Origin of the sequence: Duganella sp. CY15W (genome assembly GCF_009857555.1) — a bacterium.
Classification (GTDB): domain Bacteria; phylum Pseudomonadota; class Gammaproteobacteria; order Burkholderiales; family Burkholderiaceae_D; genus Rugamonas; species Rugamonas sacchari.
In genome coordinates, this window is record NZ_WWCQ01000002.1 from 981,728 (window position 1) to 1,001,380 (window position 19,653).

Consider the following 19,653-nt stretch of genomic DNA (forward strand, 5'->3'; position numbering starts at 1 on the left):
TTTGGAAAGTATCGTGCCATGCACCGCAGCAATGTAACAATTAGTGCTTGGTGTAAATTGCTGACTTTGGGTTCAGTAGTGTTGTATTATCTGCCACTCACTGCCTCTCCCTGAGGTGGGTCTCTGCAGAGATGATGCTTTCTGCACTACAATACGGCATTCAAAAAAATGAGTTCAGTCGTGCCTAATCTAGTCGAAATCCGTGATTTACACTTCACCTATGGCAAGCGCGCAATCCTGTCGGGCTTGAACATGGACTTCCCGCGCGGGAAGGTGGTAGCCATCATGGGCGGCTCGGGTAGCGGCAAGACTACGGTGCTGCGGTTGATCGGCGGCCAGCTGCGTCCGCACAAGGGCCACGTCAAGGTGCAGGGCCAGGTGGTGCACAAGCTCAATACCGCTGGCCTGTATCTGCTGCGCCGCAAGATGGGCATGCTGTTCCAGCACGGCGCGCTGTTTACCGACCTGACAGTATTTGAAAACGTCGCCTTTCCGCTGCGTGAGCATACCGACCTGCCGGAAGATCTGATCCGCAATCTGGTGTTAATGAAATTGCAAGCCGTGGGCCTGCGCAATGCCGCCAAACTCAAGCCCGGAGAAATCTCCGGCGGTATGGCGCGCCGCGTGGCGCTGGCGCGTTCGATCGCGCTGGACCCGGAACTGATTATGTATGACGAGCCGTTCGCCGGCCTGGACCCGATCTCGATGGGCGTCACCGCCAACCTGATCCGCAACCTGAATACGGCGCTGGGCTCGACCACGGTGCTGGTGTCGCACGACGTCAAAGAAAGCTTCGCCATCGCCGACTATGTTTATTTCCTGTCGCAGGGCAAGATCGTCGCGCACGGCACGCCGGCCGAGATGAGCGTGTCCACCGACCCGTATGTGAAGCAGTTCGTCAACGCGGAAGCGGACGGCCCGGTGCCGTTCCACTATCCAGGCAAGTCCCTGGCCGACGATCTGGGCCTGGGAGTTGAAGTATGAGTGTCAAGAATTGGTTGTCCCGGCTGGGCGCGCCGCTGCGCGATTACATTGAGAGCATCGGGCTTGGCGCCCGGACCTTTGGCACCATGCTGGGCTTGTCGCCGGGCTTGCTCAAGCGTCCGCGCCTGGTGATCGAGCAGCTGCATTTCATCGGCAACTATTCGATGCTGATTATTACCCTGTCCGGCCTGTTCGTCGGCATGGTGCTGGGCTTGCAGGGTTATTACACGCTCAATAAATACGGCGCCGAGCAATCGCTGGGCCTGCTGGTGGCGCTCGGTCTGACCCGCGAACTGGGTCCGGTGATCACTGCGCTGCTGTTTGCCGGCCGCGCCGGCACCTCGCTGACGGCTGAAATCGGCCTGATGAAGGCAGGCGAGCAGCTGTCAGCCATGGAAATGATGGCCGTGAACCCGATCCAGCGCGTGCTGGCGCCGCGTTTCTGGGCGGGCGCCCTGTCGGTGCCGCTGCTGGCCTCGGTGTTCAGCGCCGTAGGCGTGCTGGGCGGCTGGCTGGTCGGCGTGCAGCTGATCGGGGTCGATGACGGCGCGTTCTGGTCGCAGATGCAGGGCGGCGTCGATATCTGGAAAGATATCTTTAACGGTTTCGCCAAGAGCGTGGTGTTTGGCATTGCGATCACCTTCATCGCCCTGTACCAGGGCTACGAAGCGCAGCCGACGCCGGAAGATGTGGCGCGCGCCACCACCCGTACTGTCGTGATCTCATCGCTGATGATCTGGTGGCTGGACTTCATGATGACGGCGCTGATGTTCAGCAAATAAAAGATAAAGAACTGAGGAAGAATTACTATGCAACGCAAATCTCTGGATGTCTGGGTCGGTCTGTTTATCGTGGTCGGCGTGGCCGCACTGATGTTCCTGGCGCTCAAGGCTGGCAACATGAGCTCGCTGTCGTTCGGCAAGACCTATGCCATCACTGCCAAGTTCGACAACATCGGCAGCCTGCGCCCACAAGCCGCAGTCAAGGCGTCTGGTGTGGTGGTAGGCCGTGTGGGAGAGATCAAGTTTGATGACAAGAGCTATCAGGCACTGGTAACCTTGAACATGGAAGAGGGCTATAAGTTCCCGAAAGATAGCTCGGCCAAAATTCTGACCGCAGGCTTGCTGGGCGAACAATACGTTGGCCTGGAAGCGGGCGGCGACACCAATAATCTGGCGGCAGGCGACAAGATCGCCCGCACGCAATCGGCTGCCGTGCTGGAAGACCTGATCAACCAGTTCATCTACAGCAAGGCTGCAGAAGGAAAGGACGATAAATGATCCGTACCGCGAAACCATTCCGCCAGGCCGCGCTGGCGCTGGGCGTCACCGTGATGCTGGCCGGCTGCGCCGGTCCGAACCCGCGCGACCCGTACGAGGGCTTTAACCGCGCCATGTTCAGTTTCAACGATACGGTCGATACCTATGCGCTGAAACCGGTGGCCACCGTGTACAAGAACGTGACGCCGAGCTTTGTGCAGACCGGTGTCAGCAACTTCTTCGGCAACCTGGGCGATGCCTGGACCGCCGTCAATCAGTTCCTGCAAGGCAATGGCGAAGCCGGTATGTCCGACCTGAGCCGTTTTGCGCTGAACTCGACGCTGGGTATCGTCGGCCTGTTCGACATCGCGTCGGAAGCCGGCTTGCCCAAGCACAAGGAAGACTTCGGCCAGACGCTCGGTGTGTGGGGCGTGCAATCCGGTCCCTACCTGATGCTGCCGCTGCTGGGCCCATCGACGGTGCGCGACACCGCCGCCCTGCCGCTGGACATCGCTGGCGACATCTGGCGTTACAAGGAGCCGGTATATATCCGCAACATTGGTACCGGCCTGCGCGTGGTGGACCAGCGCGCCGCCCTGCTGGACGCCTCTTCGCTGCTGGAAGACGCGGCGCTGGACCGCTATGAATTCATCCGCGACGGCTTCCTGCAGCGCCGCGAGAGCCAGATTCACCCGGACGGCGACGGCCCGATGCGCAAACCGGCAAAAGATGACGACATGGAAACTTCTGCACCCGTGTCATCCGAATCGGCCACAAAAGAGTTAAACTCCGGCACACCGGCTGCGAAACCAGACAGCCAGTGACACCCGAAGAACCCTCATAAGGCACAAAAAGATGAAATTTATCAAACAATTTATCGCTTTAGTAACTGTTGCACTGGCCTTTAACGCCCACGCTGCAGCGCCTGCGCCGGCCAACGAAGCACCGGACGTGCTGGTCAAGCGCATCAGCCAGGACGTGATCGACACCGCCAAGGCTGACAAGGCCATCCAGGCGGGCGACACCAAGAAGGTGATCGACCTGGTGGAAACCAAGATCCTGCCGTACGTGGACTTCCAGCGCATGACCGCACTGGCCGCCGGCCGTTTCTGGCGCGATGCGACCCCGGACCAGCAAAAAGCGCTGACCGAACAGTTCCGCGCGCTGCTGGTGTTCACCTACTCGGGCGCGCTGTCGCAGGTTAAAGACCAGACCATCGAGTTCAAGCCACTGCGCGCTGCCGCTGACGACACTGAAGTCGAAGTACGTTCGCAAGTCAACATGCCACGCGGCGAGCCGATTCCGCTGAACTACCGCGTTGCCAAAGGTCCACAAGGCTGGAAGATCTACGACATCAACGTGCTGGGCGCGTGGCTGGTCGAGACCTACAAAGGCACGTTCGCTTCGGAAATCTCGAAAGGCGGCATGGACGGCCTGATCAAGGCGCTGACCGAGAAAAACAAGAAGCTGGCCAGCAAACCGCTGAACACCAACGCACCTAAGAAGTAAGCTAACGCCATGAACGCCGTTACCGAACCTGTCGACAACCTGCAGTCGCTCACGTCCCTGACCGTGCTCAACGCCACTGCGGCGCTGGAGCGTGGCTATGCTGCCCTCAAGGCCGGCCAGACCGTGTTCGACCTGCGCCATGTGTTGACAGTGGACTCGGTGGCGGTGTCGGTCATGCTGTCGTGGCAGCGTGCCGCGCAGCAGGCCGGCGTCAAGCTGGAACTGAAAAACCTGCCGCCAGCGCTGCAAAGCCTGACCAAGCTGTATGGCGTGTGCTCGCTGCTGTTCCCGACTGACGTCAAGCTGGAACAGGACGGCGCCGTGCTGCGCAATCCTGCGCACGATGAATTTTCTCCGGTCAAGGCACCGGAATCGGTCTTCTCCAAGAAGACCCAGGTGGCCGGCGACTCCGCCGCCCACCATCACCATTGACCCCCGCCCCACCCCGCCGCTTGCAGTAAATCTGGGTCCGGCTCAGCCGGATCAAAATTCCAATATAATTGAACGTTGTTGCCGCAGCCGCAGAGCCGCGGCGCCCGCAGCATCTTCCCCTGCGCCGGCCCGGCCGCCGCAACCTTATAGATAAGTCAAGAATGACAGCGATCCAAATAAGCAATGTCGAGAAGCGCTACAAGTCGCTCCAGGCGCTGGGCGGCGTGTCCCTCGCCATCGAAGAAGGCGAGTTTTTCGGCCTGCTGGGGCCGAATGGCGCCGGCAAAACCACCCTGATTTCCATCATCGCCGGCCTGATCCGTCCCGATGCGGGTTCGGTCAAGATCCATGGCCACTGCGTGGTCAGCGACTTCCGCGAAGCGCGCAAAAAGCTCGGCGTGGTGCCGCAGGAACTGGTGTTCGATCCGTTCTTCACGGTGCGCGAAACGCTGCGCTTGCAATCCGGTTACTTTGGCCTCAAAAACAACGATGCCTGGATTGACGAGGTGATGCACAACCTCGACCTCACCAATAAGGCGGACACCAATATGCGTGCGCTGTCCGGCGGCATGAAGCGCCGCGTGCTGGTGGCGCAGGCGCTGGTGCACAAGCCGCCCGTGATCGTGCTCGATGAGCCGACCGCCGGTGTCGACGTCGAACTGCGCCAGACGCTGTGGAAGTTCATCTCGCGCCTGAACCGCGAAGGACACACCGTGGTGCTGACCACCCACTATCTGGAAGAAGCGCAAGCCATGTGCAAGCGCGTGGCCATGCTCAAGCTGGGCCAGGTGGTGGCGCTGGACTCGATGGCCTCGCTGATCCGCCGCATCTCCGGTTCGCAGCTCATCGTCAACATGAAGCACGGCGATCTGCCGGAAGACCTGCGCGCGCTGGTTACCCATCCGGAAGCCTCGGAGCACGGCAAGAAGTACAGCCTGCGCATCAATGAATACGCTGAAGTCGAACAGATCCTGAAACGCCTGCGCGAGTCGGGCGCCATCATCGACGAGATGCAACTGCAACAAGCGGATCTGGAAGATATCTTCATCCAGATCATGGAAAAAGGTACCGTATGAACTTCCTCTCCGCCGGCTTCCGCACCCTGGTCTACAAGGAGACCCTGCGCTTCTGGAAGGTCGCCACGCAAACCATCGCCGCGCCGATCCTGACCGCCATGCTGTACCTGCTGATCTTCGGCCATGTGCTGGAAGGCCGCGTCACGGTCTACCAGGACGTCAACTACACCTCGTTCCTGATCCCGGGCCTGGTGATGATGAGCGTGCTGCAGAATTCGTTCGCCAACTCGTCGTCCTCGCTGATCCAGTCGAAGATTACGGGTAACCTGGTGTTCGTGCTGCTGACGCCCTTGTCGCACTGGGAGATCTTCTCGGCCTACGTGATCGCTGCCATGGTGCGCGGCATCGTGGTGGGCTTGGGCGTGTTCCTGGTGACCGCGTGGTTTGCGCACCTGACGTTCGCGGCGCCGTTGTGGATACTGGTGTTTGCGCTGCTGGGCGCCGCCATCCTTGGCACCATGGGCCTGATCGCCGGCATCTGGGCCGAGAAATTCGACCAGCTGGCCGCGTTCCAGAATTTCCTGATCGTGCCGCTGACCTTCCTGGCCGGCGTGTTCTACTCGATCCATTCGCTGCCGCCAGTGTGGCAGGCAGTCTCGCATTTGAATCCGTTCTTCTACATGATCGACGGCTTCCGTTACGGCTTCTTCGGCCAGTCCGACGTCAATCCGCTGGTGAGCGTGGCCATTGTTGCGGCCTTCCTCGTCGTGCTGGCGTTCCTGGCGATTCGTTTGCTGCGCAGCGGTTACCGCCTGCGCCACTAAATTCAAGGACTCATCATGCCTACTACTCCAGAACTCATCCACGGCTATATCACGGCCGGTCTCGAATGCACCCACCTCGAAGTGGAGGGCGACGGCCAGCACTTCCAGGCCGTGATTGTGTCGCCTGCGTTTGCAGGAAAACGTCCGATCCAGCGCCACCAGCTGGTGTACGCTGCACTGGGCGACCGCATGCGTGAAGAAATCCACGCGCTGTCGATGAAAACCCTCACCCCTGAAGAATACCAAGGATAAGCATGGACAAGCTTCTGATCCAGGGCGGTAACCGCCTGAACGGCGACATCACCATTTCCGGCGCCAAGAACGCCGCACTGCCTATCCTGTGCGCAGGCCTGCTGACCGCCGGCGACGTTGAACTGTCCAATGTGCCGCATCTGCACGACGTCTCGACCATCCTGAAGCTGCTGGGCGAGACCGGTCTGAAAGTCACGCAGGATGGCGACAAGGTCACGCTGAACGGCAGCGCCATCACCAAGCTGGAAGCGCCGTACGACCTGGTGAAAACCATGCGCGCGTCGATCCTGGTGCTGGGTCCCCTGCTGGCGCGTTTCGGCGAAGCCAAGGTCTCGCTGCCAGGCGGCTGCGCGATTGGTTCGCGTCCGGTCGACCAGCACATCAAGGGCCTGCAGGCACTGGGCGCCGACATCACCGTTGAAGGCGGTTACATCTACGCCAAATGCGCCAAGCTGAAAGGCGCGCGCATCGTCACCGACATGATCACCGTGACCGGCACCGAGAACCTGCTGATGGCCGCCACGCTGGCCGAAGGCGAGACCGTGCTGGAAAACGCTGCCTGCGAACCGGAAGTGACCGACCTGGCCCACCTGCTGGTGGCCATGGGCGCGAAGATCGACGGCATCGGCACCAACCGTCTGGTGATCCAGGGTGTACCGGAACTGCACGGCGCCAGGCATGCCGTGATTTCGGACCGTATCGAAGCCGCGACCTTCCTGTGCGCGGTGGCGGCTACCGGTGGCGACATCACCATCCGCAACACCCGTGTCGACATCATGGATGCGGCGCTGGACAAGCTGCGCGAGATCGGTCTGGAACTGACCATCGGCGACACCTGGATCCGCGCGAAAATGGACAAGCGTCCAAACGCTGTCACCTTCCGCACCACCGAATACCCTGGCTTCCCGACCGACATGCAGGCGCAGTTCATGGCGGTGAACACCATCGCCGCCGGCGCCAGCCGCGTGACGGAAACCATTTTTGAAAACCGCTTCATGCATGTCCAGGAGATGAACCGCCTGGGTGCGCAAATTGAAACCGATGGCAACACCGCCTTTATCAAAGGCGTTGAACAGCTGGTTGGCGCGCCTGTGATGGCGACCGACCTGCGTGCATCTGCTTCGCTGGTCATCGCCGGCCTGGCTGCGCGCGGTGAAACGCTGATCGACCGCATCTATCACCTGGACCGCGGCTACGATCAGATGGAAGTCAAACTCTCCGCCGTAGGCGCTAACATCCAGCGAATCAAATAAGCCATCATGAGTGCATTCCAAGCCGACTCCCAACAGCTGATTCTTGCGCTGTCGAAGGGCCGCATTTTTGAAGACACGCTGCCGCTGCTTGAAGAAGCAGGCATCACCGTCACCGAAAATCCGGACACTTCGCGCAAGCTGATCCTGCCGACCAATGACCCGAACGTGCGCGTGCTGATCGTGCGCGCCACCGACGTGCCGACCTATGTGCAGCACGGTGCGGCGGACTTCGGCGTGGCTGGCAAGGATGTGCTGCTGGAGCACGGCGGCGAAGGCCTGTACCAGCCTATCGACCTGAATATCGCCGCTTGCCGCATGTCGGTGGCGGTGCGCAACGGCTTCGATTACGAGACCGCTGTGCGTCAGGGCGCGCGCCTGCGCGTGGCCACCAAGTTTGTCGAAACGGCGCGTACCCACTTCGCCAAGAAGGGCGTACACGTCGATCTGATCAAGCTGTATGGTTCGATGGAACTGGCGCCGCTGGTCGGCCTGTCGGACGCCATCGTCGACGTGGTCAGCACCGGCAATACACTGCGTGCCAATGACTTGAAAGAAGTCGAAGCCATCATGGATATTTCCTCGCGCCTGATCGTGAATCAAGCCGCGTTGAAGCTGAAGCGCGAGCGCCTGCAACCTATCATCGAAGCATTCGAACGCGCTTCCAAAAAGTGAACACCATGATCACCAAGCTCGATTCCAGCCAGGCCGATTTCAAGCAACGTCTGGATACCCTGCTGGCTTTTGAAGCCAGCACCGATGACGCCATCGAAAGCGCCGTCTCCGGCATCTTGGCCGACGTCAAAAAACGTGGCGACGCCGCAGTCCTCGAATACACCAACCGTTTCGATCGTTTACCGAACGGTGGCGCCACCAGCATGGCGGCGCTGGACGTTTCGCAGGAAGAACTGCAAGCCGCACTGGCCGCCATCCCTGAAGCCCAGCGCAATGCGCTGGAAATCGCCGCACAACGCGTGCGCGCCTTCCACGAACGCCAGAAGCAGGAACTGAACGGCTTCACCTACACCGAGGCTGACGGCACGGTGCTGGGCCAGCGCGTCACGCCGCTGGACCGTGTCGGCATCTACGTGCCGGGCGGTAAAGCTGCCTATCCGTCGTCGGTGCTGATGAACGCGATTCCTGCGCACGTCGCCGGCGTCGAAGAAATCATCATGGTGGTGCCAACGCCGGACGGCGTGAAGAACCAGATGGTGTTCGCTGCCGCCGCGATTGCCGGCGTGACGCGCGTCATCACCATCGGCGGTGCGCAAGCCGTCGCTGCGCTGGCGCACGGCACGCAAACAATCCAGGCGGTCGACAAAATCGTCGGCCCGGGCAATGCCTATGTGGCTGCTGCCAAGCGCCGCGTGTTCGGCGTGGTCGGCATCGACATGATTGCCGGTCCGTCGGAAATCCTGATCGTCTGCGACGGCACTACCGATCCTGACTGGGTCGCGATGGACCTGTTCTCGCAAGCAGAACACGACGAGCTGGCGCAAGCCATCCTGCTGTGCCCTGATGCGGACTACATCGCCAAGGTGGAAGCCAGCATCGCCAGGCTGCTGCCGACGATGCCGCGCCAGGACGTGATCCGCACCTCGCTGGGCGACCGCGGCGCGCTGATCAAGGTGCGTGACATGGACGAAGCCTGCGCCATCGCCAACAGCATCGCTGCCGAACACCTGGAAATCTCCGCCGTCGATCCACAGCAGTGGGCTGACAAGATCCGCCACGCAGGCGCCATGTTCCTCGGCCGCTTCTCGTCCGAGTCGCTGGGCGACTACTGCTGCGGTCCTAACCACGTGCTGCCGACGTCGCGCACCGCGCGTTTCTCGTCGCCGCTGGGCGTCTACGATTTCCAGAAACGTTCGTCCATCATTCACGTCAGCGAAGCCGGCGCGCAAACGCTGGGCAAGGTCGCTGCCGAACTGGCCTACGGCGAAGGCTTGCAGGCCCACGCCCGCAGCGCGGAGTTGCGCCTGAAATGACCGATACGTGGATCAATCAGGTCTTTTGCGAGGATGCGCTGGCCGGCCTGGCGCGCATCCCGGATGGTTCCATCGACCTGATACTTACCGATCCGCCCTACAACCTGGGCAAGGATTACGGCAATGCCTCCGACCAGCAAACGGTGGATGAATACCTGCGCTGGACCGAGCAGTGGATCGACGCCGCCCTGCCCAAGCTGAAGCCCAACGGCAGTCTGTACATCTTCCTGACCTGGCGTTTTTCGCCGGAGATTTTCGTCATGCTGAAAAAGCGCATGACGATGATGAACGAAATTATCTGGGACCGCCGCGTGCCGTCGATGGGCGGCAGTGTGCGCAGCTTCTCGTCGGTACATGACACCATCGGATTCTTCGTGCGCCGCAAGGACTACTACTTCGACCTGGATGCGGTGCGCATTCCGTATGACGCCGAAACCAAGAAGGCCCGTTCGCGCTCCATCTTCATCGGCGCGAAGTGGCTGGAAGTGGGCTACAACCCGAAAGATCTGTGGAGTGTCTCGCGCCTGCACCGTGAACATCCCGAGCGCGCCGACCATCCCACGCAAAAGCCGCTGGAGATCATCGAGCGCATGGTCAAGGCCTCGTGTCCGCCGGATGGCGTGGTGCTGGACCTGTTCATGGGCAGCGGCACGACCGCGATGGCGGCCAAACGCTGCGGCCGCAATTTCGTCGGCTTTGAACTGAATCCGGATTACTGCGCCATCATTGCAGAACGGCTGGCGATGGCCGATGCGCCACCGCCGCCCGAAAAGAAAAAGCCCGTGCCGCGGGCCAAGCGAAGTTTAATCAACTCATAGGAGCTCAAGTAAGATGTCCCCCATCGATATGCTGGTCAACAGCACCATCCGCCCCGACGTAAGAGCTGTCGCCAGCTACCACGTCGCTGATGCGAGTGGTTTCATTAAACTGGATGCGATGGAGAACCCTTACCACCTGCCGCATCATCTACGGCAGGAACTGGCCCAGCGCCTGGCCGATGTGGCCTTGAACCGCTATCCGGTGGCTTCCTACGCCAGCATCAAGCAGCGCATCAATGACAAGCTGAGTGTCCCGGCCGGTTATGACGTCATCCTCGGCAACGGCTCGGACGAACTGATTTCGATTTTGTGCATGGCCTGCGCCATGCAGGACCGCCGCGCCGTGGTGGTGGCGCCGACGCCGTCGTTCGTCATGTACCAGCGCTCGGCGCAATTCGCCGGCATGGATTACGTCGGCGTGCCGCTCAAGGCCGATATGACGCTGGACCTGCCAGCCATGCTGGCGGCCATCGCCGAACACAAACCGGCGCTGGTGTTCCTGTCCTACCCGAACAACCCGACCGGCAATCTGTTTGCGGAAGCGGACATCGTCGCCATCATCAAGGCACTCGATGGTTTCGGCCTGGCCATCGTGGATGAAGCCTACGAGCCGTTCGCCCAGCAGACCTTTATGCATCGCCTGCCGGAATTTCACAATCTGGTCGTGATGCGCACCGTATCGAAGCTGGGCCTGGCCGGCATCCGCCTCGGCTACATGTCGGCGGCGCCGCAATTGCTGGCGGAACTGGACAAAGTGCGGCCTCCTTACAACATCAACGTGCTGACGCAGGTAGCGGCCGAATTCGCGCTGGACCACGTGGAGGTGTTGAACCAGCAGGCCGCCGCGTTGCGCGCCGCACGCGCCGATCTGACGGCTGCATTGGCCCGTATGCCAGGCGTTGAGGTGTTTCCGTCGGCGGCGAATTTTATCTTGATTCGTGTACCCAATTCCGACGATGTCCACGCGAAACTGCTGTCTCACAAGGTTTTAATTAAAAATGTGAGTAAAATGCATAGTGTGCTGGCCAATTGTTTACGTATCACCGTTAGCACCCCGGAAGAAAATTCCGCCTTCCTCGATGCGTTTGCCGCATCGCTGGCAGCCTGAGACCATCGCGAGCTTTTCATGAACCGCACCGCAGAAATCACCCGCAATACCAACGAGACGCAAGTCCGCGTTTCCATCAACCTGGACGGCACCGGCAAGCAGAAGCTGAACACCGGCGTGCCTTTCCTCGATCACATGCTGGACCAGATTGCCCGCCACGGCCTGTTTGACCTGGAAGTCGAAGCCACCGGCGACATTCATATCGATAACCACCACACGGTGGAAGATGTCGGCATCACGCTGGGCATGGCCGTGGCCAAAGCCATCGGCGACCGCAAAGGCATCGTGCGCTACGGCCATTCCTATGTGCCGCTGGACGAAGCCCTGTCGCGCGTGGTGCTGGACTTCTCCGGCCGCCCAGGCATCGAATATCACATCCCGTTCACGCGGGCGATGATCGGCACCTTTGACGTTGACCTGACGCTGGAATTCTTCCGCGGCTTCGTCAATCATGCGCTGGTCACGCTGCATATCGATAATCTGCGCGGCACCAACGCCCACCATCAATGCGAAACCGTGTTCAAGGCCTTTGGCCGCGCGCTGCGCATGGCGTCCGAGCAGGACCCGCGCGCCGCTGGCACGATTCCATCGACCAAGGGCACGCTCTAAACATCATGAAAAAAATCGTAGTAGTTGATTACGGCATGGGTAATCTGCGTTCGGTCGCGCAGGCCTTGCGCGCCGTGGCGCCGGAAGCCCAGGTGCTGATTTCCGGCGAAGTGGCCGACATCGACAGCGCCGACCGCATCGTGCTGCCTGGCCAGGGCGCCATGCCGGACTGCATGCGCAGCCTGCGCGAATCCGGTGTGCAGGAAGCCTTGCTGGAAGCATCGCGCAACAAGCCGCTGATGGGAGTCTGCATCGGCGAGCAGATGCTGTTTGAGGTCAGCGAAGAAGGCAATGCCGCTGGGCTGGGCCTGCTGCCGGGTAAAGTCGTGCGCTTCCAGCTCGACGGCCAGACGCAGGAAGACGGTTCGCGCTTCAAGGTGCCGCAAATGGGCTGGAACCAAGTCCGGCAAACGGCGTCTCATCCGATGTGGCAGGATATTCCGGATAACGCGTTTTTCTACTTCGTGCATAGTTATTACGCCCAGCCGGCGCAAGCTGAGCACACGGTTGGACAGACGGTCTACGGTGCGCCGTTCGCTTGTGCCGTTGCCCGTGATAATATTTTTGCGACGCAGTTCCACCCGGAGAAAAGCGCCGCAGCCGGACTGCAGCTGTACAAGAACTTCGTTCACTGGAACCCCTGATTTCTTTTTTTTAATTTCTAACTGAAACCATCATGCTGCTCATTCCTGCTATCGACCTCAAAGACGGTCACTGCGTTCGCCTCAAACAGGGCGATATGGAACTCGCCACCGTATTCTCCGAAGATCCGGCCGAGATGGCCCTGCATTGGCTGAAGCAAGGCGCGCGCCGCCTGCACCTGGTCGACCTGAACGGTGCGTTCGCCGGCAAGCCGAAGAACGAAGGCGCGGTCAAAGCCATCCTGAAAGTGGTGCAGGACTACGCGGAAGAAAACGACCTGGAAGAAATCCCGGTGCAACTGGGTGGCGGTATCCGCGACCTCGACACCATTGAGCGCTATCTGGACGCCGGCATCACCTACGTCATCATCGGCACCGCTGCGGTGAAAGAGCCTGGCTTCCTGCACGATGCGTGCGGCGCCTTCCCTGGCCACATCATCGTTGGCCTGGATGCCAAGGACGGCAAGGTGGCGACCGATGGCTGGAGCAAGATGTCGGGCCACGAAGTAATCGACCTGGCCAAAAAATTTGAAGCCTATGGCGTGGAATCGATCATCTACACCGACATCGGCCGTGACGGCATGATGGGCGGCGTGAATATCGACGCCACCGTCAAGCTGGCGCAAGCGGTCAAGATTCCGGTGATTGCATCCGGCGGCCTGCACAACCTGGCCGACGTGGAAGCCCTGTGCGCCGTGCAGGACGAAGGTATCGAAGGCGTGATCTGCGGCCGTTCGATCTACGAAGGCACCATCGACCTGGCGTCGGCCCAGCTGCGTGCTGACGAACTGAGCGGTGATCTGCTCGAAGAAGATACGGAAGAATAATGCTCGCTAAACGCATCATCCCCTGCCTCGACGTGACCGATGGCCGCGTCGTCAAAGGCGTCAATTTCACCGAGTTGCGCGATGCCGGCGACCCGGTGGAAATCGCGCGCCGCTACGACGAGCAGGGCGCCGATGAGCTGACCTTCCTCGACATCACCGCCACCAGCGATAACCGTGGCCTGATCCTGGACATCATTGAAGCTGTGGCGTCGCAAGTGTTCATTCCGCTGACCGTGGGCGGCGGCGTGCGCGAGGTGGCCGATGTACGGCGCCTGCTCAACGCTGGCGCTGACAAGGTCAGCATGAACTCGTCGGCCGTATCGAATCCGCAGCTGGTGTACGACGCCTCGCAAAAGCACGGTTCGCAGTGCATCGTGGTGGCGATCGACGCCAAGCAGGTTGCGCCGGGCAAGTGGGAAGTGTTCACGCACGGCGGCCGTAAAGCCACGGGCATTGACGCCATCGAATGGGCCAAAAAAATGGAGCAGCTGGGCGCAGGCGAAATCCTGCTGACCAGCATGGACAAGGACGGCACCAAATCCGGCTTCGACCTGGGCCTGACGCGCGGCGTGTCCGATGCGATCAGCATTCCCGTGATCGCCTCCGGTGGCGTTGGCGGCCTGCAGGATCTGGCCGACGGCGTCAAGCTCGGCAAGGCCGATGCGGTGCTGGCAGCCAGCATCTTCCACTATGGCCAGCACACGGTGCAGGAAGCCAAGCGCTTCATGGCACAACAGGGCATTCCGATGCGCCTGGTTTAAGAGAGTCGCAACATGAATACCCCTATCCAGCCGAAAGCGGCATGGCTGAAAAAAATCAAATGGGATGAGCACGGCCTGGTGCCGGTGATCGCCCAGGAAGCGGGCAGCAACGATGTGCTGATGTTTGCCTGGATGAACCGCGAGGCGCTGGCCAAGACGGTGGAGCTCGGCGAAGCCGTCTACTGGAGCCGTTCGCGCAAGAAGCTGTGGCACAAGGGCGAAGAGTCCGGCCACGTGCAGAAGGTACTGGAAATCCGCCTCGACTGCGATGAAGACGTGGTGCTGCTCAAGATCGAGCAGGCCGGCGGCATCGCCTGCCATACTGGCCGCCACTCCTGCTTCTTCCAGAAGTTTGAGGGCGATGCGCAGGAAGGCGACTGGCAGAACACCGAGCCGGTGCTGAAAGATCCCTCCGATATCTACGAAAAGGCAGGCAAAGCATGAGCACCATCCTGGACCGCCTGGCCGACGTGATTGAATCGCGCAAACCGGCCAATGGCGGCGACCCTGCTGCTTCCTATACGTCCAAGCTGTTCGCCAAGGGTGACGACGCCATCCTCAAAAAGATCGGCGAAGAAGCCACCGAGACCGTGATGGCCGCCAAGGACGCGCGCGCCGGCGGCGATAGCGGCAAGGTGCTGTACGAAGTGGCTGACTTGTGGTTCCATACGCTGGTGCTGCTGGCGCAGTTCGATCTGAAGCCGCAGCAAGTGCTCGATGAGCTGGCGCGCCGTGAGGGCGTGTCGGGCATTGAGGAAAAAGCATCCCGTAAAGAATAAACCGGAGTCCTTCGTGGAAAATTGCATCTTCTGCAAAATCGCTGAAAAGAAAATTCCTTCGACCGCCGTCTATGAAGACGATGATCTGCTGGCCTTCAAGGACATCAACCCGGCGGCCCCGGTGCACCTGCTGGTGATTCCCAAGAAACACTTCGCCACCCTGCAGGATGCCGGCAGCGAGCCGGAATTGCTGGGCAAAATGCTGGCCTTGGCCCCCCGTCTGGCAGAGGAAGCCGGTTGCGCGGTCCGCTATGATGCCGACGGCACGCCGGCCCAGGGTTACAAGACGCTAATCAATAGTGGGCCGGACGGTGGTCAGGAGGTGTACCATTTGCACCTGCACGTGATCGGCGGCGCTCATCCATGGCGTGGCCAGCGTTGATCTGACGTTAAGTGGTCATATTTACCAGTTAAACTGCGCATCGCTTATACTGTTGCGGCAGTTCTGGGAATCAACGAATAAATCTGGAGCGCACGCGCTCTGCAAGGGGAATATGATGGGTTCTTTTAGTATTTGGCACTGGTTGATCGTTCTGGTTATTGTGATGCTGGTCTTCGGCACCAAGAAACTGGGCAATATGGGTTCCGACATCGGCAAGGCTGTGAAAGGCTTCAAGGATGGCGTGAAGGGTGCGGACGAAGACAAGCCTGCTGCGCCAGCGCCAGGCACCATCGACGTCGATACCAAAGAGAAGAAATAAGCAGCTGATACTGTCTTATGATCGATCTCGGTCTTACCAAACTTGCTGTCATCGGCGTGGTTGCACTCGTCGTCATCGGTCCTGAAAAGCTGCCCAAGGTGGCGCGCATGGCCGGGACGCTGTATGGCCGCGCCCAGCGCTACCTGAACGAGGTTAAATCCGAAGTCTCGCGCGAAATCGAGATGGAAGAACTGCGTAACCTGCAAAAGGAAGTGCAGGACGCGGCGCAGACCATCAAGTCTGATGTGGAAAACTCGATTTCCAGGAATATGGCGGAGGTGGAGGATGCTTTCAGCGATACGCCTGCGATCGATGCGTCATCGTCGGCTTATGACCATTCGCCATTCAGCCACGTGACTACGGATGATGTGGCGCGCAAGGCGCGTGAGTTCCGCCGCAAGAAGCTGGTGCGCAACTCGGCCATTCCTAACTGGTACAAACAGCGTCATGGCGGCAAGCTGCATGTGACCTCGGGCGCGGCGCGTGTGGCCCGCTTCCGTCCTCGCGGCTCTACCAACAGCTCATTCTATTAAATGACTACTTCTAACCCGGGCGAAGAGACCTTTATCTCTCACCTGATCGAACTGCGCGACCGGCTGGTCAAGGCGTCGATCGGCATTGCGCTGGTCTGTATTGTCCTGATGATCTGGCCGGGGCCTTCGCACATTTACGACTTCATCGCTGAGCCGATGATACGTTCGCTGCCGACCGGCTCCAAGATGATCGCTACCGGTGTGATTTCGCCGTTCCTGGTGCCGATGAAGGTGACGCTGGTGATTGCAATTATCCTGTCGCTGCCGTGGGTGCTGTATCAGCTGTGGGCGTTCGTGGCGCCGGGCTTGTATGCCCACGAAAAACGCCTGATCGCGCCGCTGGTGATTTCCTCGTCCTTGCTGTTCATGGCTGGCGTGGCGTTCTGCTATTTCCTGGTATTCGGCCGGGTATTCCAGTTCATTGCCGAATTCTCGCCGACCTCGATTGCGGTCATGCCGGATATCGAGAATTACCTGGATTTCGTGATGTCGATGTGCCTGGCCTTTGGCGCGACGTTTGAAGTGCCGGTGGTGGTGGTGATTCTGGTGCGCATGGGCCTGGTCAGTGTGGCCAAGCTGAAAGAGATCCGTCCGTACGCGATTGTTGGCGCTTTTGTGATCGCCGCGATTGTGACCCCGCCAGATGCCGTCAGCATGTTCTCGCTGGCGATTCCGATGTGCCTGCTGTTTGAGCTGGGCCTGCTGGTGGCCCCGATGTTCGTCCGCATCTCCACGGCACCTGAAGAAAAAGCCTGACCGATATTGTCAGGCCGGCTAGGGTAGCCGGCTGACAATGTAGACCAGAATACCGATCTGGACGGCGTGCAGCGCAAACAAAATCGTGAATTTCGCGTTGGTGCGCGCTTTGAAAATTGCCAGATCGGTTTTCAGCGCCTCGATCCGGCCGCCAAGCTCGTTCCTCAAAGCCTCGATCCGGCCACCAAGCTCGTTCCTCACAGCTTCGATGCGGTCGCCAAGCTCGTTCCTCACAGCTTCGATGCGGTCGCCAAGCTCGTTCCTCATAGCATCGATGTGGTCGCCAAGCTCGTTCCTCACAGCATCGATGCGGTCGCCGAGTTCGTTTCTCACAGTATCAATGCGATCGCTGAGTTCGTTCCTCACAGCATCAATGCGGTCGCCGAACTCAATCCTCAACGCATCGATGCGTTCGATCACTTCCGTCCGTAACGCATCCATGCGTGCCAGTAAATCAGCCTTGAGTATGGTGACGACACCTGGCGTGACTGTGCCTTCGGATAAGATTTCAATCAAGGCTTGGGCTTGCGCGACGGCTTGCTGGCGCGGAACGCCCGCTTCGGTTAATTTCTCAACGTAGCCAAGTGTGTCGAAGATGGGCATGGTCATGGTACCTCCCGATTTGATCGTAGCAGAAACGGCTGCCAGGCAGCCGTTCCCCATCGTATCGAATCACATGCCCATCAGCTTGAGCGCACGCAGATCTACTGCGTCATCAAGCCCTTGATCACGCGTACCGGCGCGCTGCCGTAGCTCAGGAACTGCTCGTGGAATTCCTTCAGGTTGAACTTCGCGCCTAGCTGCTGCTTGCGTTGCTCACGCAGTTCCATGATCTCGCTGTAGCCGCTGAAGTAGCTGGTCAGCTGCACCGACGATACCTGCACCCGATGCCATTTCTCCACCGCTTCACTGCGCGTCTGGAACGCCTGGCGCGTCAGCAGGTCAATCGCCTGCTCCTCCGTCATGCCCAGCACGTGCACGCTGTAATCGAGGATGGTGTTGGTGACGCTGCGCAGATTCCACTTCGAATACATCAGCCACATCTCGGGCGCGTTGTCGCCGTAGCCGGATTCCAGCATCATGCGTTCGCCATACACCGCCCAGCCTTCCACCATCGCGCCATTGCCGAAGATGGACTTCACAATCGATGGCGAACGGTTGGCATACACCAGCTGCGCGTAGTGCCCAGGAATCGCTTCGTGGATATTCAGGATCTGCAAGATCCAGTAATTGTATTCGCGCAGGCTGCTCTCGGCCGCTTCCGGCGTCGCGCCATCCAGCGGCGTCACGTTGTAGTAGGTGCGGTCCTGTGGACGATACGGACCCGGCGCGTCAATACTGGCGCCCGCCACACCCGCTGCATACGCCGGCGTCGCGCGCACTTCCAGCGGCTTCTTCGGATCCAGCGTCAGCAGGTTGTGGCTGATGACCCAGTCCTGCAGCGTTGGAATCTGGCGCTTGATCTCGTTGACGAAATCCTCGCGCGCCACGTGGCGCGCCGACAGCTTGTCGATCACCATGCCGATCTTGGCAAAGCGGTCAGTCGGCTTGGCCGTGCTGCCCATGGTCTTGTCCCACAGCTCGTCGGACAGCTTGTCCATATTGGTCAGCAGTTCTTCACGTGCCGTCAGTGCTTTCTGATAGGTCTGCTCGGCCGTGCTGGCCGACTGCACATCGAATGCAAACTTCTGCTCATACAGCTCTTTGCCCAGACGGAAGGTGCGACGGCCTTTGGTGTCCATCTGCTTGTCCATCTCGGTCAGGAACGCGACATAGCTGTCGACTGCGGTCAGCGCCGCATTTACGCGCTGGGTGTAGAGCTGCTTTTCCACCGGCGTCAGGATCGACGCTTGCGCCACCTTGTCCACCTCCGTCAGCAGGGTTTGCACGCCGGGCGCCTGCGCAATGGCCAGGCGGGTATGTTCGCGCGTCGGGTTGACGATGTTGACGCGCGCCGCGTCGTAGTAGGCCGGAATGCTGGCGATGCGCTTGAGCAGTGTGCGCAGACGCTGAGGCTGCGCGGCATACTCGGTATTCAGAATCAGATCGATAGGACCGGCCACGTTGTAGCTGGCCGGGTTCCATTCCCATTCACGCAAGCTGGTCAGGCGGAAGCGGTCGCTGTCCAGCTTGTTGATCAACAGACCGAGGTCGGTACGCTGCTTGGCCGACAGCTTGCCGGCGTTGACGGCCGCGAACTTGTTTTTCCACTCATCGATGAAGGCCAGCTCCTTGCCTTGTTCCGCCTTGTCGAGCACGGTCAGCATGGCGGCAGTGTCGTACTTGCCGGCGTAGATTGCACTTTCCGAATCGATGCGCCACAGCGCGTTGAGGAATTGGTTGCTGAGGTTGTCGAACTGGCGGTCTTGCCAGCGTTCCGCAGCAACCTTCAGTGCGGGAACGGCCGCCGCTGCGGCAACCGCTTTGGTCTTGCCGGTGGACTTGGCCGATGCCTTGCCCTTGCTGCTGCTCTTGGTGGATTTGGATTTACTGCTCGTGCCGCTCTTCTTGCTGGCAGCGGCTTTGTGGTGGTGCGTTGCGGCACCGGCTGGCGCGGCGGCCAGGGCCGCCATCAACGCAGCCAGTGCAAGTTTTGTCTTAATCAT

General features: G+C 60.1%; 26 protein-coding genes. 24 read left to right on the forward strand and 2 right to left on the reverse strand.

The genetic code is table 11. The features are described from left to right. Window positions 1-180 precede the first annotated feature (180 nt). From GTP58_RS13935 to tatC, 24 genes are all read left to right on the forward strand, one after another. Complete coding sequence (locus GTP58_RS13935) at window positions 181-984, forward strand: ABC transporter ATP-binding protein (protein ID WP_161077952.1); 804 nt, start codon at window positions 181-183, stop codon at window positions 982-984. Then, a complete protein-coding gene (gene mlaE, locus GTP58_RS13940; protein WP_072783251.1) occupies window positions 981-1,766 on the forward strand; it encodes a lipid asymmetry maintenance ABC transporter permease subunit MlaE in 786 nt (261 codons plus the stop codon). Before GTP58_RS13935 ends, mlaE begins: the two co-directional genes overlap by 4 nt. Before the next feature lie 27 nt (window positions 1,767-1,793). Beyond that, on the forward strand, window positions 1,794-2,264 hold the full coding sequence (gene mlaD, locus GTP58_RS13945; RefSeq protein WP_072783252.1) for an outer membrane lipid asymmetry maintenance protein MlaD: 471 nt from the start codon (window positions 1,794-1,796) through the stop codon (window positions 2,262-2,264). Further along, complete coding sequence (locus GTP58_RS13950; RefSeq protein WP_161077953.1) at window positions 2,261-3,067, forward strand: VacJ family lipoprotein; 807 nt, start codon at window positions 2,261-2,263, stop codon at window positions 3,065-3,067. The genes mlaD and GTP58_RS13950 overlap by 4 nt, the downstream gene beginning before the upstream one ends. Window positions 3,068-3,098: 31 nt before the next feature. Then, window positions 3,099-3,752 carry a phospholipid-binding protein MlaC gene (locus GTP58_RS13955; RefSeq protein ID WP_161077954.1) on the forward strand — a complete coding sequence of 218 codons (654 nt, stop codon included), beginning with the start codon at window positions 3,099-3,101 and terminating at the stop codon, window positions 3,750-3,752. A gap of 9 nt (window positions 3,753-3,761) precedes the next feature. Further along, the gene (locus tag GTP58_RS13960; RefSeq protein WP_161077955.1) at window positions 3,762-4,184 is read left to right on the forward strand and encodes a lipid asymmetry maintenance protein MlaB; all 423 of its coding nucleotides are present in this window, start codon (window positions 3,762-3,764) and stop codon (window positions 4,182-4,184) included. 161 nt (window positions 4,185-4,345) lie between these two features. After that, window positions 4,346-5,260: an ABC transporter ATP-binding protein gene (locus GTP58_RS13965; protein ID WP_072783257.1), complete on the forward strand. Its 915-nt coding sequence runs from the start codon at window positions 4,346-4,348 to the stop codon at window positions 5,258-5,260. Beyond that, window positions 5,257-6,024 (forward strand): ABC transporter permease, encoded by a 768-nt coding sequence (locus GTP58_RS13970; RefSeq protein WP_072783258.1) that lies wholly within the window; start codon window positions 5,257-5,259, stop codon window positions 6,022-6,024. The genes GTP58_RS13965 and GTP58_RS13970 overlap by 4 nt, the downstream gene beginning before the upstream one ends. Window positions 6,025-6,039: 15 nt before the next feature. Beyond that, window positions 6,040-6,276, forward strand: coding sequence for a BolA family protein (locus tag GTP58_RS13975; RefSeq protein WP_072783259.1), 237 nt, complete (start codon window positions 6,040-6,042; stop codon window positions 6,274-6,276). A gap of 2 nt (window positions 6,277-6,278) precedes the next feature. After that, complete coding sequence (murA, locus tag GTP58_RS13980) at window positions 6,279-7,529, forward strand: UDP-N-acetylglucosamine 1-carboxyvinyltransferase (RefSeq protein WP_072783260.1); 1,251 nt, start codon at window positions 6,279-6,281, stop codon at window positions 7,527-7,529. Window positions 7,530-7,535: 6 nt separating this feature from the next. Beyond that, complete coding sequence (gene hisG, locus GTP58_RS13985) at window positions 7,536-8,201, forward strand: ATP phosphoribosyltransferase (RefSeq protein ID WP_161077956.1); 666 nt, start codon at window positions 7,536-7,538, stop codon at window positions 8,199-8,201. Window positions 8,202-8,206: 5 nt separating this feature from the next. Beyond that, window positions 8,207-9,514, forward strand: coding sequence for a histidinol dehydrogenase (gene hisD, locus GTP58_RS13990; protein ID WP_202413660.1), 1,308 nt, complete (start codon window positions 8,207-8,209; stop codon window positions 9,512-9,514). Beyond that, complete coding sequence (locus GTP58_RS13995; protein ID WP_161077958.1) at window positions 9,511-10,332, forward strand: site-specific DNA-methyltransferase; 822 nt, start codon at window positions 9,511-9,513, stop codon at window positions 10,330-10,332. Before hisD ends, GTP58_RS13995 begins: the two co-directional genes overlap by 4 nt. A 13-nt stretch (window positions 10,333-10,345) precedes the next feature. Next, complete coding sequence (hisC, locus tag GTP58_RS14000) at window positions 10,346-11,440, forward strand: histidinol-phosphate transaminase (protein ID WP_161077959.1); 1,095 nt, start codon at window positions 10,346-10,348, stop codon at window positions 11,438-11,440. Window positions 11,441-11,458: 18 nt separating this feature from the next. Further along, window positions 11,459-12,049: an imidazoleglycerol-phosphate dehydratase HisB gene (hisB, locus tag GTP58_RS14005; protein ID WP_072783269.1), complete on the forward strand. Its 591-nt coding sequence runs from the start codon at window positions 11,459-11,461 to the stop codon at window positions 12,047-12,049. Window positions 12,050-12,054: 5 nt separating this feature from the next. Further along, window positions 12,055-12,693, forward strand: coding sequence for an imidazole glycerol phosphate synthase subunit HisH (hisH, locus tag GTP58_RS14010; RefSeq protein WP_161077960.1), 639 nt, complete (start codon window positions 12,055-12,057; stop codon window positions 12,691-12,693). Window positions 12,694-12,725: 32 nt separating this feature from the next. Next, on the forward strand, window positions 12,726-13,517 hold the full coding sequence (gene hisA / locus GTP58_RS14015) for a 1-(5-phosphoribosyl)-5-[(5-phosphoribosylamino)methylideneamino]imidazole-4-carboxamide isomerase (RefSeq protein ID WP_072783273.1): 792 nt from the start codon (window positions 12,726-12,728) through the stop codon (window positions 13,515-13,517). Beyond that, entirely contained in the window at window positions 13,517-14,278 is a 762-nt protein-coding gene (hisF, locus tag GTP58_RS14020; protein ID WP_072783275.1) for an imidazole glycerol phosphate synthase subunit HisF, read from the forward strand. The genes hisA and hisF overlap by 1 nt, the downstream gene beginning before the upstream one ends. A gap of 12 nt (window positions 14,279-14,290) precedes the next feature. Beyond that, window positions 14,291-14,722: a phosphoribosyl-AMP cyclohydrolase gene (hisI, locus tag GTP58_RS14025; protein ID WP_072783277.1), complete on the forward strand. Its 432-nt coding sequence runs from the start codon at window positions 14,291-14,293 to the stop codon at window positions 14,720-14,722. Next, window positions 14,719-15,057, forward strand: coding sequence for a phosphoribosyl-ATP diphosphatase (locus tag GTP58_RS14030; RefSeq protein WP_072783279.1), 339 nt, complete (start codon window positions 14,719-14,721; stop codon window positions 15,055-15,057). Before hisI ends, GTP58_RS14030 begins: the two co-directional genes overlap by 4 nt. A 13-nt stretch (window positions 15,058-15,070) precedes the next feature. After that, window positions 15,071-15,439 carry a histidine triad nucleotide-binding protein gene (locus GTP58_RS14035; RefSeq protein ID WP_072783281.1) on the forward strand — a complete coding sequence of 123 codons (369 nt, stop codon included), beginning with the start codon at window positions 15,071-15,073 and terminating at the stop codon, window positions 15,437-15,439. 115 nt (window positions 15,440-15,554) lie between these two features. Further along, window positions 15,555-15,758 carry a Sec-independent protein translocase subunit TatA gene (gene tatA, locus GTP58_RS14040; RefSeq protein WP_072783665.1) on the forward strand — a complete coding sequence of 68 codons (204 nt, stop codon included), beginning with the start codon at window positions 15,555-15,557 and terminating at the stop codon, window positions 15,756-15,758. 17 nt (window positions 15,759-15,775) lie between these two features. After that, window positions 15,776-16,291 carry a Sec-independent protein translocase protein TatB gene (gene tatB, locus GTP58_RS14045; RefSeq protein WP_161077961.1) on the forward strand — a complete coding sequence of 172 codons (516 nt, stop codon included), beginning with the start codon at window positions 15,776-15,778 and terminating at the stop codon, window positions 16,289-16,291. Further along, window positions 16,292-17,047, forward strand: a complete 756-nt coding sequence (gene tatC / locus GTP58_RS14050; RefSeq protein WP_072783285.1) for a twin-arginine translocase subunit TatC — start codon at window positions 16,292-16,294, stop codon at window positions 17,045-17,047. A gap of 18 nt (window positions 17,048-17,065) precedes the next feature. Here the strand turns inward: tatC and GTP58_RS14055 are convergent, their stop codons facing one another. Both GTP58_RS14055 and GTP58_RS14060 read right to left on the reverse strand, forming a co-directional pair. Continuing rightward, window positions 17,066-17,656, reverse strand: coding sequence for a DUF1640 domain-containing protein (locus GTP58_RS14055; RefSeq protein ID WP_161077962.1), 591 nt, complete (start codon window positions 17,654-17,656; stop codon window positions 17,066-17,068). Window positions 17,657-17,751: 95 nt separating this feature from the next. Then, window positions 17,752-19,653 (reverse strand): DUF885 domain-containing protein, encoded by a 1,902-nt coding sequence (locus tag GTP58_RS14060; protein WP_161078150.1) that lies wholly within the window; start codon window positions 19,651-19,653, stop codon window positions 17,752-17,754.

Bases quoted from the DNA above. Each gene is read 5' to 3' on its own strand.
- GTP58_RS13955 (WP_161077954.1), top strand. From the start codon at position 3,099: ATGAAATTTATCAAACAATTTATCGCTTTAGTAACTGTTGCACTGGCC.
- GTP58_RS13970 (WP_072783258.1), top strand. From the start codon at position 5,257: ATGAACTTCCTCTCCGCCGGCTTCCGCACCCTGGTCTACAAGGAGACC.
- tatC (WP_072783285.1), top strand. From the start codon at position 16,292: ATGACTACTTCTAACCCGGGCGAAGAGACCTTTATCTCTCACCTGATC.
- hisC (WP_161077959.1), top strand. From the start codon at position 10,346: ATGTCCCCCATCGATATGCTGGTCAACAGCACCATCCGCCCCGACGTA.
- GTP58_RS14030 (WP_072783279.1), top strand. From the start codon at position 14,719: ATGAGCACCATCCTGGACCGCCTGGCCGACGTGATTGAATCGCGCAAA.
- hisH (WP_161077960.1), top strand. From the start codon at position 12,055: ATGAAAAAAATCGTAGTAGTTGATTACGGCATGGGTAATCTGCGTTCG.
- hisF (WP_072783275.1), top strand. From the start codon at position 13,517: ATGCTCGCTAAACGCATCATCCCCTGCCTCGACGTGACCGATGGCCGC.
- hisI (WP_072783277.1), top strand. From the start codon at position 14,291: ATGAATACCCCTATCCAGCCGAAAGCGGCATGGCTGAAAAAAATCAAA.
- GTP58_RS13975 (WP_072783259.1), top strand. From the start codon at position 6,040: ATGCCTACTACTCCAGAACTCATCCACGGCTATATCACGGCCGGTCTC.
- murA (WP_072783260.1), top strand. From the start codon at position 6,279: ATGGACAAGCTTCTGATCCAGGGCGGTAACCGCCTGAACGGCGACATC.
- GTP58_RS13965 (WP_072783257.1), top strand. From the start codon at position 4,346: ATGACAGCGATCCAAATAAGCAATGTCGAGAAGCGCTACAAGTCGCTC.
- GTP58_RS14060 (WP_161078150.1), bottom strand. From the start codon at position 19,653: ATGATTAAGACAAAACTTGCACTGGCTGCGTTGATGGCGGCCCTGGCC.
- tatB (WP_161077961.1), top strand. From the start codon at position 15,776: ATGATCGATCTCGGTCTTACCAAACTTGCTGTCATCGGCGTGGTTGCA.
- GTP58_RS13960 (WP_161077955.1), top strand. From the start codon at position 3,762: ATGAACGCCGTTACCGAACCTGTCGACAACCTGCAGTCGCTCACGTCC.
- hisA (WP_072783273.1), top strand. From the start codon at position 12,726: ATGCTGCTCATTCCTGCTATCGACCTCAAAGACGGTCACTGCGTTCGC.
- mlaE (WP_072783251.1), top strand. From the start codon at position 981: ATGAGTGTCAAGAATTGGTTGTCCCGGCTGGGCGCGCCGCTGCGCGAT.
- hisG (WP_161077956.1), top strand. From the start codon at position 7,536: ATGAGTGCATTCCAAGCCGACTCCCAACAGCTGATTCTTGCGCTGTCG.
- tatA (WP_072783665.1), top strand. From the start codon at position 15,555: ATGGGTTCTTTTAGTATTTGGCACTGGTTGATCGTTCTGGTTATTGTG.
- mlaD (WP_072783252.1), top strand. From the start codon at position 1,794: ATGCAACGCAAATCTCTGGATGTCTGGGTCGGTCTGTTTATCGTGGTC.
- GTP58_RS13950 (WP_161077953.1), top strand. From the start codon at position 2,261: ATGATCCGTACCGCGAAACCATTCCGCCAGGCCGCGCTGGCGCTGGGC.
- hisB (WP_072783269.1), top strand. From the start codon at position 11,459: ATGAACCGCACCGCAGAAATCACCCGCAATACCAACGAGACGCAAGTC.
- GTP58_RS13995 (WP_161077958.1), top strand. From the start codon at position 9,511: ATGACCGATACGTGGATCAATCAGGTCTTTTGCGAGGATGCGCTGGCC.
- GTP58_RS14055 (WP_161077962.1), bottom strand. From the start codon at position 17,656: ATGACCATGCCCATCTTCGACACACTTGGCTACGTTGAGAAATTAACC.
- hisD (WP_202413660.1), top strand. From the start codon at position 8,207: ATGATCACCAAGCTCGATTCCAGCCAGGCCGATTTCAAGCAACGTCTG.